Genomic DNA, 14,653 nt, shown 5'->3' with positions numbered 1-14,653 from the left:
GCTGTTGCCGGCGCGAGGCGAGATCGGTGTGCCGCATCACGTGCGGCGGATCACATTTCCGCGCAGCACCGCACTCGCTCTCCGGGCCCTCGGCGCGTTCGTGCTCCTCGGGGGCACCGGAACCGCGGGAACACGCCCGGGAATAACGGACCGCACACTCGCGTAGGACACAGCGTGACCAGTAATCTGAGACGATCTCAGGGACCGTTGAGATAGTGTTTATCGCGTAGGGGTTCCACCGGCGATCAGCCGGTCAGCGGTAGGAGTTACGACCGATCTCGACTCCCGGCAACGGGAGCCGTCCGGCGGGGGCGCAACACCGGACGACTTCATCGGGGGCTGTTACCGGCCGCACCGAGGATCGGCTTGACCTGCACCGATGTGCTCGAGCACCCATCGTCCACGAGGTGCTCGAGCATGCCCGCGTGTCCGGTCCTCGATGACCGGCGGGTCGAACCGACCTCTGCGGACGACGCCGTCCGTCATCCGCCATGCCCAACGGATCCGAGGCAGAACCTTGCCTGTCCCCGGATCGCCCGTCAAGAGGGGGACAATTTCGTGAAGACCAGGATTTTCATCATGGGTTCCGGTGTCGTGGGCGCCGCGACCGGTGAGGGTTTCCTGAAGGCCGGCCACGATGTCACGTTCGTCGACATCAACGAGGTGCGGGTCCAGGAGCTGCGCGACCGCGGCTGGGATGCACGCACCGGGATCGACCTCGCCGACGAGCCGGAGTCGTTGATCTTCCTGACCCTGCCGACGCCGAACGACGGGCACCGGTGGGATCTGTCGGCGTTCAGCGCCGGCACCGCCTCGGTGGGCCGCGCGCTCGCCGGCGCCTCGGCCGAGCACGTCGTGGTCGTGCGTTCCACCGTGCCCCCGGGCACCACCGAGGGCCTGGTCAAGACCGCCCTGGAGGAGAACTCCGGGATGGTGGCCAACGAGGGCTTCGGGCTCGCGTCCAACCCCGAGTTCCTGCGGGCCGTCTCGGCCGCCGAGGACTTCGCCAACCCGTGGATGACGATCATCGCCAGCCGCGACCCGCAGAACGTCGAGCGCCTGCGGGCCGTGCTCGCTCCCTTCGGCGGTGAGCTGCGCACCTTCACCAACCCCGCCGAGGCCGAGTTCATCAAGGCCGCGCACAACATCTACAACGCCACCAAGATCAGCTTCTGGAACGAGATGTGGCTGGTGGCCCAGAAGCTCGGCCTGGACCTCGACCCGATCGCCGCCACCGTCGCCCGCTCCGCCGAAGGCTCCATCAACCCCGAGTACGGCATCCGCGGCGGCGCCCCCTACGGCGGCGTCTGCCTGCCCAAGGACACCCAGGGCTTCCTCGGCTTCGCCGACACCCTCGGGGTGGACATGCCGCTGCTCTCGGCCGTGGTCGAGACCAACGACCGCCTCGCCGCCCTCGTCAACCACGAGATCGACACGATGGCGCACGCCGACGCCGGCGAGCTGCGCGGCCAGAGCTCGATCCCGGCCACGGAGCGCGAGTCGGCATGAACCTGCCCGCCTACTACTACCTGCTCGGCACCCCGCTCGGGGTGCTCGGGCTGATCCGGTGGGGCACCTGGCTCATCCGCCGCATCCCCGCGGTGCTGTACAAGCCGATCACGGGCGAGCACCGGATGCCGCTGTCGGTCGTGGTGCCGGTCTACCAGGAAGACCCGAAGATCTTCGCGGCGGCGATCGAGTCGTGGCTCGCCAACGAGGTCGAGGAGGTCATCCTCGTCATCGACGAGTCCGACACGACCTGTCAGGACGTCGCGAGCCGCTACCCGGTCACCGTCGTCATCACCGACGTCCCGGGCAAACGCGACGCGCTCCGGCGCGGCTGGCGCGCCGCCCGCACGGAACTGGTCGCCCTCGTCGACTCCGACACGATCTGGGCCGACGACGTCGCCATCGAGGTGGCCAAGCCGTTCGCCGACCCGCGCATCGGCGGCGTGGGCACCCGGCAGTCCGTGTACGGGTCGAAGGGCTTCCTGGCCCGGATCACCGACATGTTCCTCGACCACCGCTACTTCGACGAGAACGCCTCCCAGTCCCTGCTGGGCCAGGCCGTCTCGTGCCTGTCCGGGCGCACCGCGGTGTACCGGCGCGAGCTCCTGCTGGAGATCGAGGACGACTTCATGGACGAGACGTTCTGGGGTGTCCGGTCCCTCTCCGGCGACGACAAGCGCCTCACCACGCTGATCCTGGAGCGGGGCCACCGCACCTACATGCAGCGCACCGCGGAGGTGTGGTCCACGTTCCCGGACCGCTGGCGCACGTTCTTCCGCCAGCGGCTGCGCTGGGCCCGCAACACCTGGCGCTCGGACCTGCGGGCCCTGTCGAAGCCCTGGGTGTGGCGCCACCCGTTCCTCGCCTACACGATGATCGACAAGGGTGTCAGCGGCTTCACGCTGCTGCTCGGGCCGCTCGCGATGGGGTTCGCCCTCGTCACGCAGAACTGGATCCTCGCGGGTGTGCTGCTGCTGTGGTGGCAGATCAGCCGCGCGGCCAAGCTCGCCCCGCACATCCGGCGGCGGCCGTCCAGCTTCTTCTTCGTGCTGGGCTACGTCGTCGTCTCCTGGCTGATGGCGATCATCAAGATCACCGCGCTGGTCACCATCCGCAAGCAGGCCTGGCTCACCCGCGAGGTCGCGGTGGAGAACGGCGAGGTCGTGCGCACCACGGTCGAGCAGCACGCCGACGACGACCACACGGACGACCACCGCGACGACGACCACCACGACAACGTCATCCCCCTGCGGAGGGCAGCTGCATGAACACCGGCACCACCAGCAGGCGGTGGGTCGGCCGGATCCTCGCGGCGGGTATGACCACCGCCATCGGTCTCGGGCTCACGGCGGGCACGGCGGCGGCCGCCCCGGCGGCCCCCACCGCCGCCCAGGCGCTGGTCCGGCCGGCGCAGGTGGTCACCCCGGACACCGCCGCATCCGTGCGCCGGGCCTGGGAGTCCCGGGGCCGCCCGCACCACCTGGCGATCCTGCGCGACTACCGCATCGACCTCGCCACGGACGGCCGGGTCACCCGCCAGGTCGGCCGGGCCGGGGGCACGGTCACCATCTCCGACCTCAACCGCGCCCTGCCGTCGGACTGGCTGAAGATCGCCGACGGCACCGCGACCCTCGACGCCACCCTCGTCCTCACCCCGCGCGTCGCGCTGCAACTGGGCGGCTCCGGCAGCTCTGTCCACACTTTGGCGCTCGCGGGTGGCGCCACTCCGGCCGACGCCGCCTCGATCCACACGGGAAGCGGCCGGCTGGCCCTGGGCGGGATCACCGTCACCTCGGTCGACCCGGCCACCGGGCAGCCGCTGCCCGCCAGCGCGAAGGGGCGGCCGACGATCGTCGCCTCCGGCGGCGGCCGGCTGGACATCACCGACACCACGATCAACGACCTCGGCGCCGTGTCCGACGGCACCCCCGGCGCCGACGACGACGGCACCGCCGCCGTGGAGTTCCACCGAGGCAGCACCGGCTCGGTCGTGCGCAGCACCGTGGCGCGCGGCAGCACCGGGGTGGAGCTGTCGCACTCGGAGGGCGTGGACATCGAGCAGCTCACGGTGTCCGACTCGGCCGAGGACGGCCTCGTGCTGGCCGGCGACGAGGGCACCACGCTGAGCGGCATCCGGGCCACCGGCAACGGCGAGAACGGGGTGCTGGTGTCCGGGGCGAGCGCCGGCCGCCCGATCAACGGCATCAGCACGAACGCCAACGGGGCCTTCGGTGTGGCCGTCGTCGGGGAGGCCGGAACGCAGATCTCCGCGATCGACACCACGGCCGACGAGGCCGGCGGGCTGCGGATCTCCCGCTCCACCGACATCACGGTCTCCGGCTACACCGCCACCGACCAGCGCATGGGCGTGTTCACCCACGTCCACAGCTCCGGGATCGTGCTCGACGGCATCCAGACCACCGGCGGTGCCCGCGGGCTGGTCGTCGAGAAGAGCACCAGCAACCTCGAGGCGAAGAACTCGACGTTCAGCGGTGCCCGCGTCGCCGGCGTGGCCGTCAACGGCAACGACATCGCGCTGGACGGCGTCCAGGTGTACGACTCCCGGTCCGCCGTGCGGGTCGACCGCGGGGCGCACGACATCCGCCTCACCGGGCTCACCGTCGAGGGCGGGCGCGACGGTCTCGTCACCGCGGCCGGCACGTCCGGGCTCGTCGTCACCGACATCTCCGTCAACGGGGTCGAGTCCGACGCCGTGCGCAGCTTCACCCCGGACGCCCGCATCACCGGCGCCCAGATCACCGGCGGCGGCACCGGGTTGGACATCGCGGCGGGCGCCACGATCACGAACTCGACGATCACCGCCGCCCGGGAGGGGATCCGTTCCCGTTCCCCGGAGCTGGTCTACGCGTCCGGGGTCACGGTCGACACCACCGAGCTCGGCGTCAACAGCGCCGAGGGCAGCCCGTTCACGCTCGTCGACTCCAACGTGCACGCCCTGGAGTCCGTGCGCGGCGTGATCAGCCAGCAGGGCACCAACGACCTGAGCCTGCCGCCGTTGAACCTGCTGGGCGCCGTCGGCGTCCCGCTGATCCTGCTGGCCGTGGTGCTGGAGGAGCTGCACACGTTCCGCCAGCGCCGCCTCGGCGGCACCACCCGGCGCCGCCGCCCGCCCCTTCCGATGGAGGCGTTGTGAGCGCGATGCCGATCTGGCGCCGAACCGTCCAGATGATCGTCACCGGCGCGGTCGCGGCCGTCCTCGTCGCGGGGTGCGGCGCGCCCGCACCGGCGCCGCTGGAACGCCGGGACGTCGCGCCGCCGGCCGCCACCGACCCGGCACAGCCGTGCGTGCGGGAGGCCCCCGCCGCCGACGCCCCGGCTCCGGCGGCACCCACCGGGCTCGACGTCCGGTTCGACCGCGCCACGAACCTGATCGACGTCGTCGCCGGCACCGGCGTCACGCTCCCGGCGATCGCCGCCGCCGTGGACGACCCCGCCGCACTCCGCGAGGTCGCCCCCGGCGAGTGGCAGCTCGGCGCCGACCTCGCCGTGCGCAGCGGGGCCGAGCTGCAGATCAGCGCGCCGCAGGTCCGGTGGCTCAAGCTCAGCAGCGACCCCGGCCGGTTCGTGTCGGTCGAGGCGCTCGGCGGGAAGCTCGACATCACCGGCTCCTGCGTCACGTCCTGGGACGACGGCGCGGGCACGGTGGACACCGGCTACGACGACGGCCGCAGCTTCCTGCTCGCCCGCGACGGCTCCCAGATGTCGATCTCCCACGCCGAGCTGCACTACCTCGGCCACGGCGACGTGGAGGCCTACGGGCTGTCGTGGCGCACCGCCGGCACCGGCGGGTCGATCACCGACAGCATCGTGTCGCACCTCTACTACGGCCTCTACACCTACGAGGTGAGCGGCCTGGCCGTGCTCGACAACGAGTTCCGCGACAACGTCCTCTACGGGATCGACCCGCACACCGAGTCGGCCAAGCTTTCCATCGAGCGCAACGTCGTGCACGACAACGGCAAGCACGGGATCATCCTCGCCGAGGACTGCGTGGACAGCGTGATCCGCGACAACATCGTCTACCGCAACGCCCACCACGGGATCGTGCTGTACCTGCGCTCGGACCGGAACATCGTCGAGGGCAACGAGTCGTTCGGCAACAACGCCCAGGGCATCAACATCAACGAGTCCGGTGCCAACACCCTGCGCGGCAACGAGGTGTACGACAACGGCGAGACCGGCATCGGGGTCACCCAGCTGGCCGAGGGCAACGTCGTCGAGGGCAACCAGCTGCGCGGCAACCAGCAGGACGGCCTGCGCATCGTCAGCGAGTCGACCGGCACCGCCGTGCACGACAACGTCATCGCGGAGAACGCCCGGTACGGCGTGTACGTCGACACCAGCGGCTCCCTCGACCTCACCGGGAACACGGTCACCGAGAACCGCGCGGGCATCATGAGCACCGGCGACCCGGTGGCCCCGGAGAACGCGAACGAGGTCAGCGGCAACACCGAGTCCGACGTGGTGGCCGACAGGGGCTAGGCCCTCGGCGCGTGTCGGGCTCATGATCAGCGACTCGGCGCGTTCCCGGGCCAGATCCGCCCGCTTTCGCGCCGAAGCCTCGATCATGCCCGCGAGACCGCCTCCGGTTACGCCGCGCGCCCATCCGCGTCGAGCCGGGCCCTCAGCGCGGCTCGGCCACCCGGGCCGTCCGGCCCGCGTACGTGGCGCCGGTGACCCGGAGCAGGGTGAGGGCCTCCTCGGACGGGGACCCGGCCGGGGTCGTGCAGACGACCAGCGACTGGCCCGGCGACCCGGGCTGGCCCGCCTACGACCCTCGGCACCCGGTCGCGGAGGAGCTGCACGATGCGGCGGCTCAGACCGCGCCCAGTACTGGCTCGAACGCCAGCTCGGCGGCGCCGACTAGCTTGGCGTCACGGCCGAGCGGGCTCGTCTCGATGCGGGTGCCGCCGACCGCTCGGCTCACGAGGCTCCGTACGTGCACCTGCGCCCGGACGTGGTCGACGACCGCGGGCGGGAGCGCGGTGAACAGGTCGCCGAGCACCACCAGGTCCGGGGCCGTCACGTTGACGATCGTGACGAGGCCGATCGCCAGCCATTCGGCGAACTCGTCGAGCGGGCCGGGCAGCGGGGCCGTCTCGAGCGAGCGCAGCTCGGCCACGACGACGCCGCGCGGCGTGTCCTCGGGCAGCCCGAGCGCCCGGCACAGCGCCGACTCCCCCACCTCGGTCTCCCAGCAGCCCTTGTTCCCGCAGTAGCAGGCGCGCCCGCCGGGCCGGACCACGAGGTGGCCGATCTCGCCGACGTAGCCGCGCGTGCCGCGCAGGGGCCGCCCGGCGGCGATCACCCCGCCGCCGACACCGCGGTCGGCGGAGATGTAGACGAGGTCGTCGACGTCGTGCGCCTCGCCCCGGACGTGCTCGGCGAGGGCACCCAGCTCGGCGTCGTTGGCCACCTGCACGGGGATCCGCAGCACCGCCCCCAGCCGGGTGCCGAGCGCGACGTCGCGCCACCCGAGGTTGGGCGCCTCGTGCACGAACCCGTCGTCGCGCCGCACGACGCCCGGCACCGACACCGCCGCGCCGCGGGCGGCCACGGCGAGCTCGTCGGCGAGCAGCTGCGCCGACTCCGCGATGTGCGTGATCACCTCACCCGGGGTGCGGGTGCGGTGGTGCAGGTTCCAGCTGTGCCGGCCGAGCACCTGGCCGCCGATGCCGACCATGGCCATCGCGACCTGCTCGACGCGCACGTCGATCGCGAGCACGACGGCGGCCTCCGGCTCGGGCAGCACCATCAGCGACGGGCGGCCCGCCCCGTTGCGTTGCGCGGGCACCGCCTCGGTGACGACCCCGGCCTCGGCGAGGCCGTCGACCACCGCCTTGATCGTGCTGCGGTTGAGCCCCAGCTCGGAGGCGAGCGTGGCACGCGTGCAGGGCCCGGCGACGTGCAGGCGCCGGAGCAGGGCGGCCCGGTTGTGCCGGCGAGCCTCGTCGGGCCGGGCACCTGCGGTGACGGCGGATGCCCCGCCGCCGCCGTCACCGCCCCACGTGCGACTCACCTGCCGGCGACCGCCGACCGCCGCCGCGACAGCACGTCGACCCCCGCGGCGAGCAGGAGGACGATGCCGTTGACGAGGAACACCACCGACGCGGGCTGGCCGAGCAGGCCGAGCCCGTTGTTCACGGTGGCGAGCACCGCGCCGCCGATCACGGCGTTGCTGACGCGCCCGCGCCCGCCGAACAGGGACGTGCCGCCGATGACCGCGGCCCCCACGGCGAACAGCAGCGTGTTGCCGCCGCCCGCGGCCGGGGACACCGAGCCCACCTTCGAGGAGTAGATGATCGCGCCGATCGCCGCGCAGGCCGAGCCGATCACGAACACGGTGGCCCGCACGCGCGTGACGTCGATGCCCGCCCGGCGGGCGGCCTCGCGGTTGCCGCCGACCGCGTAGACGTGCCGGCCGAAGCGGGTGCGGTCGAGCACGTACGTGCCCGCGACGAGCAGGATGAGCACGACGGGCACCACGTACGGCACGCCCGCGATCGGCGACGTGCCTGGCGAGCGGTCGAGCGTGAGCAGGAACGTCGCCACGGCGGCGAGCACCACCACGGCGCCGACCTTCAGCAGCACGAGGCCGGTGGGCTGCGCCACCAGCCCGAGCTTGCGCCGCGACCGCTGCCGGTTCAGCAGCACGGCCGCGTAGCCGCCCGCGCCGATCACGAACAGCAGCCAGCTGCCGAACGTCGACAGGTTGCCGTTGGCCACCGCGAAGATCACATCGTCGCGCAGGCCGAGCGTGCCGCCGTCGCCGATCAGCTGCAGGATCACGCCCTGCCACGCGATGAACAGGGCCAACGTCACCACGAACGAGGGCATCCCGAGCTTCGCGACGGCGAACCCGGTGAGGCAGCCGATGACGACGCCCACGCACACCGCGAGCAGCATCTCCAGCCACGGGTTCGGCGGGAACCCGACCAGCATCAGTACGAGCGCCACGGCGGAGAACGCGGCGCCGAACCAGATGCGCAGCATCAGCGCGATCACGATCGCGACGACGACCACCAGCAGGAACAGCACGAACACCGTGGTGCCCATGCCCCCGAGCAGGTTGCCACCGCTCACGAGGTGCAGCGCCATCACCGCGGCCGCGAGCCCCGACGCCGTGCCGGCGGCGAGGTCGATCTCGCCGGTCAGCAGCACGAACACCAGGCCCATCGCGATGATCGTCTGGCCTGCGCCCTGCTGGAGCAGGTTGGCCAGGTTGAGCAGGCTCGGGAACGTGCCGCCCGAGTCGAGCACGGTGAACAGCACGAACAGGGCCGCGAGGCCGAGCAGGGCGGGCAGCGCGCCCAGATCCCCGTTGCGCAGGTTGCGCAGGTAGGCGCGGATGGCCTCGTCGGTGCTGCGGGCAGTGGTGTCGATGCCGAAGTCGGCCGCACGCGCGGACGCGGGCGCGGCACGCTCGGCCGCACCTGCGGCGGCGGCCACCTTCTCCGCCTGGGCCTCTTCCGTCTGCATCTTCTCGGCTGACATCAGACGGCCACGCTCTCGGGACGCTGCAGGCCGAGGTCGCCCGACCGGCCGGCGGTGATCAGCTCGACGACCTGGCCGTGCGTGACGTCCTTGGTCGGCACCTGGGCGACCATCCGGCCGAGGTAGAGCGTGGCGATGCGATCGGCGACCTCGAACACGTCGGCCATGTTGTGGCTGATCAGCACCACCCCGAGGCCCTGCTCGGCGAGCCGGCGGACCAGGTCGAGCACCTGGCGGGTCTGCGCGACGCCGAGCGCGGCCGTGGGCTCGTCCAGCAGCACGACCTTCGAGTCCCACAGCACCGCCTTGGCGATGGCGACGGTCTGGCGCTGCCCACCGGACAGCGCCGCGACCGGCATCCGCACGGACGTGACGGTGCGCACCGACAGCGACGCCAGGGTGCGGCGGGCCGCCTGCTCCATGTCGGCCTCGTCGAGCAGCCAGGGCTTGCCCCGCTCCCGCCCGAGGAACATGTTCTGCACGATGTCGAGGTTGTCGGCCAGCGCGAGGTCCTGGTAGACGACCTCGATCCCCAGATGTGAGGCGTCGGTGGGTCCGTGGATCGCCACCGGCTCGCCGGCGAAGCGGATCTCCCCGCTGTCGATGGGGTGGATGCCGGCCACGGACTTGACCAGCGTGGACTTGCCCGCGCCGTTGTCCCCGACGAGCGCGGTGACCTCACCGGCCCGCACGTCGAAGTCGACGTCGTGCAGGACCTGCACGGCGCCGAAGCTCTTGTTCACCCCGCGCAGCTGCAGGATGGGTTCGGACATGGGTGCTCCTCCGGTATATCCGTGAGCGGATACGAGCGCGGTGGCACTCGTATCCGCTCACGACGGGTCGACGCTCAGCTGGTGCTGATCCCCAGCTCGTCGCACGCCGCGGTGGTCTCCGCGACGCAGATGTCGGACGCCGGCACGGCGCCGTCGTCGACCACGGTCTTGACGTTCTCCCGCGTGATCAGCTGCGGCTCGCGCAGGACCGACTTCACGTCGCGGCCCGCCTTCGGGTCGTTCACCGACTGGGTGGCGAGGGCGTCGGCGGCGGCGGTGTCGCCCTTCGCGAGCGCGGCGGCGAGCTTCGCGGCTGCCTCGGCCTCCTGCTTGATCGGCTTGTAGACCGTCATGTACTGGTCACCGCGCAGGATCGCCTGCAGGCCGTCCGGGGTGGCGTCCTGGCCGGTGACCACGACCTTGCCGTTGAGGCCGTACTTAGTGAGGACGGTGATGATCCCGCCCGCGAGCTCGTCGTTGGCCGCCACGACGCCGTCCACGTGGCCCTGGTTGCCGGTGAGGATCTGCTCGAACGTGGTGCTCCCGATCTGGGCGTCCCAGTCCTCGATCTGCTGGCTCTGCACGATCTTGTACTCGCCGGACTGGTACTTCGGCCCGAGCACGCGCTGCTGGCCGTTGTAGAAGAGCGTGGCGTTGTTGTCGGTGGGCGCGCCCTCGATCTCGATGATCTGCGGGTTGGCCACACCGGCCGCGTCGAGGCCCTGCACGAGGCCCTCGCCCTGCAGCTGGCCGACCTTCTCGTTGTCGAACGAGACGTAGTAGTCGCTCGACCCGCCGAGGTTGAGGCGGTCGTAGTCGATGGTCGGGATGCCCTGCGCCTTGGCCTTCGCCGCGACGGCCGACCCGGACTCGCTGCTGATCGACGCGATCACGAGCACCTTGACGCCGCTGGCGAGCATGCTGTCGGCCAGCGTGGAGAACTTCTGCTCGTCGCCCAGGGCGTTCTGGATGTCCGCGTCGAGACCTTCGGCCTGCATCGCCTCCTCCAGGAGCGGCTTGTCGAAGCCCTCCCAGCGGGCGGAGCTCTCGGTCTCGGGGAGGATCACGCCGACCTTGACCCCACCGGCCGGCGCGTCGCTCTCGGCGGGCGCGGAGGGCGCGGCGGCGTTCTGGCCGCAGGCGGCGAGTACGAGGACAGCTCCCAGCCCTGCGGCCGCGAGCGCGGTTCTCCTGGTGCGCATGAAGGTCCCTCCACAGCTGCGGGGAATGTTGTGACCGACAACGTATGTCGCCGACGTGGGTGGCGCCAAGCACACTGGATCGTTACAGTTCTCGACGGACGGTCACATTTCGGTCTCGCAGACCCGTATTTGTTGCCGCGGGCACACTTCCGGACGCTCCCCACACCCGCCCGGCCACGGGCGAGCCGCACCCGCGATCGAGATTCACCCGACCGTCTCGCACTCACCCCATCGGGCGGAACCGCATGACGGATCGTGAGAGCCCCGACCGCTACGGAGCGTGGTCATCCTCCCGTTCGGCCCACCGTCGCCGGAGGGTCCCCGTCCCGGGAGCGGAGCGCCACGGCGGCCACGACGGCGACGATGCCGAGGAACTCCAGCACGGTCGGGACCTGCGCCAGCCCGATCAGGCCGACGACCGTGGCCGTGGCGGGCAGCAACGCGAGCAGGACGGCGAACCGCGCCTGCCCCAGGCGGCGCAGGACGACCTGGTCCAGCACGTAGGGGACCACGCTCGACAGCACCCCGACGCCCACCGCGAGCACGAGCACGAGGGGGTCCGCCAGCGCGCCGAGCGCCCCCGGGCCGTCGACGAGGAGCAGCGGCGAGAGCACGACGGCCGCCACCGCGAACCCGACCGTCATGTCGTCCAGGCCGTTGCCGCCGGACGCCACGCGCTTGCCGAGCACGATGTACGCGGCCCACATCGTGGCCGCCCCGAGCGCCCACAGCACCCCGGACGGGCTCCCTGACCAGCGCACATCCGCGATGAGGAGCACACCGACCGCGGCGAACAGCACCGCGGCGACGTCCCGCGGGCGGCGCGACGCCGCCGCCGCGACCGCTACCGGGCCGCAGAACTCGATCGCCACCGCCGTGCCGAGCGGCAGCCGGGCGATGGCCTCGTAGAACGCGATGTTCATCAGCGCGGTGGCCAGCCCGAACGCGGAAGCCCGCCAGAACCGGGCGCCCCGCCACGCCGATCGCGCAGGTCGGCGCCATGCGAGCAGCACCAACGCGGCCCCGAGCAGGCGCAGCACCGCGACGGCGCTGGGCGGCAACCGGTCGAACAGCGCGACGGCCAGCGCCGCGCCGACGTACATCGAGATGGCGCCCACGACGAACAGGACGGGCGCCGGAACCCGCGTTGCCACACCACTGCGCACGTGTGCCCAGCGTAGTCAGCCCGTCAGAAGTGTTTACATGGGTCGTGTTGCGACATCCCTTGCGGGAACGCATCATTCACTCGTAGTCAACTGGATCTGCAGGAGTCACCGTGATGTCACCGCGAGGACGGCTCGGCCACCCGGTCGAGCGTGACGTCCGTCGCGACGCGCCACGGGAACACGTGCAGGGGTGCTGAACGTCTGGGAGAGTGGGCGCACCGCGCAAGCGGTCGTCACAGCAAGCGATCTCGGGTCCACGGCCCGGGGTCGAGACGGAGGGAGACCGCTATGCAGCCAGGAACCCTGACCCGGCCCGAGTTGACCGCCGCTGACCGCTGTGACCGTTGCGGGGCGGCTGCGAAGGTCCGGGCCGTGTTGCCGAAGGGCGGCGAACTGCTGTTCTGCGGTCACCACGCACGGGCCCACGCCGACAAGCTCCGCGAGCTGGAGATCGACGTGCAGTCAGGCAGTTGACGAGGCCGGCTCCGGCCGGCCCGATCCGACGCCTCGACGGGGCGGGGACCACTCGGTCCCCGCCCCGTCGTCGTCTGCACCGGAGCGCGACTCGCGGGTCAGCGCCAGGAGCGGAGGGTGGCGACGCGCTCCTCGAGCTGCTCGATGTTGGCCATGGCGGTGGGCGGGCCGCCACAGGTCTTGCGCAGCTCGCTGTGGATCATCCCGTGCGGCTTGTTGGTGCGGTGGTGGTACAGGGCCACCAGGGTGTTGAGCTCCTTGCGGAGCTTGTTCAGCTGCTCGCGGACCGTCAGCTGCGGCCGTTCGGCGGGTGGCGGCTGCACCGCGGGCGCCTTCTTCTGGGAGCGGGTCATCCACTCCTTCTGCCGCTGGTTGAGCAGGGTGCGCACCTGCTCGGGCTCGAGCAGACCGGGCAGGCCCAGGTAGTCCTCCTCGTCGGCGGAGAACGACGTGCCCTCGTAGATCAGCTGGTCCAGCTCGGCCTCCGCGCCGAGGGCGGTGAACGACTTCTCGTCCTCCCCCGGCTCGTCCTCCTGGCGCTGGGCACGGGCGAGCAGCTCGTCGTCCCACTGCTCGTCGGCCCGGTGCGGCTGGCCGAGCACGTGGTCGCGCTGGGCCTCCAGCTCGCTCGCGAGCCCCAGCAGCACCGGCACGCTCGGCACGAAGACCGACGCCGTCTCCCCCGCCCTCCTCGACCGCACGAACCGGCCGATGGCCTGGGCGAAGAACAGCGGGGTGGACGCGCTCGTGGCGTACACGCCGACCGCGAGCCGCGGCACGTCGACGCCCTCCGACACCATCCGGACCGCCACCATCCAGCGATCCTCGGACTCGCCGAACTTCGCGATCCGCGCCGAGGCGCCCGGCTCGTCGGACAGCACGACGACCGGGGCGGTGCCCGTCACCCGCGTGAGGATCTCCGCGTAGGCGCGCGCGGTGGTCTGGTCCGAGGCGATCACGAGGCCGCCCGCGTCGGGCATCCCGCCGTTGCGGTGGGCGGTGAGCCGCCGGTCGGCGGCCGACAGCACCGCCGGGATCCACTCACCGGCCGGATCGAGCGCGGTGCGCCAGGCGCGGGCGGTCTGCTCGGCCGTCATCGGCTCGCCGAGCCGGGCCGTCATCTCCTCGCCGGCGCTCGTGCGCCAGCTGGACGTGCCGGAGTAGGCGAGGAACATGACGGGCCGCACGACGCCGTCGGCGAGGGCCTCGGCGTAGCCGTAGGAGTGGTCGGCCCGGCTGCGCAGGCTGCCGTCGGAGTCCGGGAGGTAGTCGATGAACGGGATCGGGTTGTCGTCGCTGCGGAACGGGGTCCCGGTCAGGGTGAGCCGCCGCGTGGCACCGTCGAAGGCCTCCCGGACGCCGTCGCCCCACGAGCGGGCGTCGCCCGCGTGGTGCACCTCGTCGAGGATCACCAGGGTGCGCCGGTTGTCGGTGCGGGCGCGGTGCAGCAGCGGGTGGGAGGCCACCCCCGCATAGGTGACGGCGATGCCCCGGTAGTCCGACGAGGTGGCCCCGGTGGAGTTGCGGAAGTCCGGGTCGAGGGCGATGCCCACCTGCGCGGCCGACACCGCCCACTGGTGCTTGAGGTGCTCGGTGGGCGTGACGACGGTGATCGCGTCGATCAGCCGGTCGGCGATCAGCTCGGAGGCAACGCGCAGCGCGAACGCGGTCTTGCCCGCGCCCGGCGTGGCCACGGCGAGGAAGTCCGTGGGCGCGGCCGCGAGGTAGCGGGCGAGGGCGCTGCGCTGCCAGGCGCGCAACGGTCGTGCGGAGGGAGCGATCTGCTGGGCCTGAGGGGTCGGCGCGGACACACATCTCCCTGACATCTCGACTTCTCGGGAATGGCCCGGCACTCGGTGCCCGCGGCGTCACCGTTGATGGCGCGGGGCGGCTGCGGGGCGTCGATCAGGTTAACGGGCGCCGCCCGTGGGACGGGTGGGACCCGCCGATGGTGCATGCTGGGAACGAACGCCGGTGTCCCCCTGACCGGGTGGCGACGACTTGCCCCCGCGGC

11 protein-coding genes are annotated in these 14,653 nt (G+C 72.0%); 5 read left to right on the top strand and 6 right to left on the bottom strand.

Annotation, left to right across the window (positions count from 1 at the left end; all coding sequences use genetic code 11):
- Nucleotides 1-579: 579 nt before the first annotated feature.
- From ACU436_RS18330 to ACU436_RS18315, 4 genes are read left to right on the top strand one after another with little or no spacing between them, the layout of a single operon-like run.
- Nucleotides 580-1,509 (top strand): hypothetical protein, encoded by a 930-nt coding sequence (locus ACU436_RS18330; protein WP_459026778.1) that lies wholly within the window; start codon nt 580-582, stop codon nt 1,507-1,509.
- Entirely contained in the window at nt 1,506-2,777 is a 1,272-nt protein-coding gene (locus tag ACU436_RS18325) for a glycosyltransferase (RefSeq protein WP_459026776.1), read from the top strand. Before ACU436_RS18330 ends, ACU436_RS18325 begins: the two co-directional genes overlap by 4 nt.
- Entirely contained in the window at nt 2,774-4,663 is a 1,890-nt protein-coding gene (locus ACU436_RS18320; protein ID WP_459026774.1) for a right-handed parallel beta-helix repeat-containing protein, read from the top strand. Before ACU436_RS18325 ends, ACU436_RS18320 begins: the two co-directional genes overlap by 4 nt.
- 5 nt (nt 4,664-4,668) lie before the next feature.
- Nucleotides 4,669-6,012 carry a right-handed parallel beta-helix repeat-containing protein gene (locus tag ACU436_RS18315; protein WP_459027040.1) on the top strand — a complete coding sequence of 448 codons (1,344 nt, stop codon included), beginning with the start codon at nt 4,669-4,671 and terminating at the stop codon, nt 6,010-6,012.
- 334 nt (nt 6,013-6,346) lie between these two features.
- On the opposite strand, the gene ACU436_RS18310 is transcribed toward ACU436_RS18315, so the two are convergent.
- From ACU436_RS18310 to ACU436_RS18290, 5 genes are all read right to left on the bottom strand, one after another.
- Nucleotides 6,347-7,549, bottom strand: a complete 1,203-nt coding sequence (locus tag ACU436_RS18310; protein WP_459026772.1) for an ROK family protein — start codon at nt 7,547-7,549, stop codon at nt 6,347-6,349.
- A complete protein-coding gene (locus ACU436_RS18305; RefSeq protein WP_459027038.1) occupies nt 7,546-9,009 on the bottom strand; it encodes a sugar ABC transporter permease in 1,464 nt (487 codons plus the stop codon). The genes ACU436_RS18310 and ACU436_RS18305 overlap by 4 nt, the downstream gene beginning before the upstream one ends.
- A 14-nt stretch (nt 9,010-9,023) precedes the next feature.
- The gene (locus ACU436_RS18300; protein WP_459026770.1) at nt 9,024-9,797 is read right to left on the bottom strand and encodes an ATP-binding cassette domain-containing protein; all 774 of its coding nucleotides are present in this window, start codon (nt 9,795-9,797) and stop codon (nt 9,024-9,026) included.
- A 74-nt stretch (nt 9,798-9,871) separates the two neighbouring features.
- A complete protein-coding gene (locus tag ACU436_RS18295) occupies nt 9,872-10,999 on the bottom strand; it encodes a sugar ABC transporter substrate-binding protein (protein WP_459026768.1) in 1,128 nt (375 codons plus the stop codon).
- A 284-nt stretch (nt 11,000-11,283) separates the two neighbouring features.
- Nucleotides 11,284-12,102 carry an EamA family transporter gene (locus ACU436_RS18290; RefSeq protein WP_459027036.1) on the bottom strand — a complete coding sequence of 273 codons (819 nt, stop codon included), beginning with the start codon at nt 12,100-12,102 and terminating at the stop codon, nt 11,284-11,286.
- Between the two features lie 351 nt (nt 12,103-12,453).
- Here ACU436_RS18290 and ACU436_RS18285 point away from each other — a divergent pair, with 351 nt between their 5' ends.
- Nucleotides 12,454-12,639 carry a DUF7455 domain-containing protein gene (locus ACU436_RS18285; RefSeq protein ID WP_142047742.1) on the top strand — a complete coding sequence of 62 codons (186 nt, stop codon included), beginning with the start codon at nt 12,454-12,456 and terminating at the stop codon, nt 12,637-12,639.
- A gap of 98 nt (nt 12,640-12,737) precedes the next feature.
- Here the strand turns inward: ACU436_RS18285 and ACU436_RS18280 are convergent, their stop codons facing one another.
- Nucleotides 12,738-14,465, bottom strand: a complete 1,728-nt coding sequence (locus ACU436_RS18280; protein ID WP_459026765.1) for a DEAD/DEAH box helicase — start codon at nt 14,463-14,465, stop codon at nt 12,738-12,740.
- Nucleotides 14,466-14,653 lie beyond the last annotated feature (188 nt).

The organism is Pseudonocardia wallangbongensis, from assembly GCF_054486945.1.
This window is presented reverse-complemented; position numbering and strand designations above follow the sequence as displayed.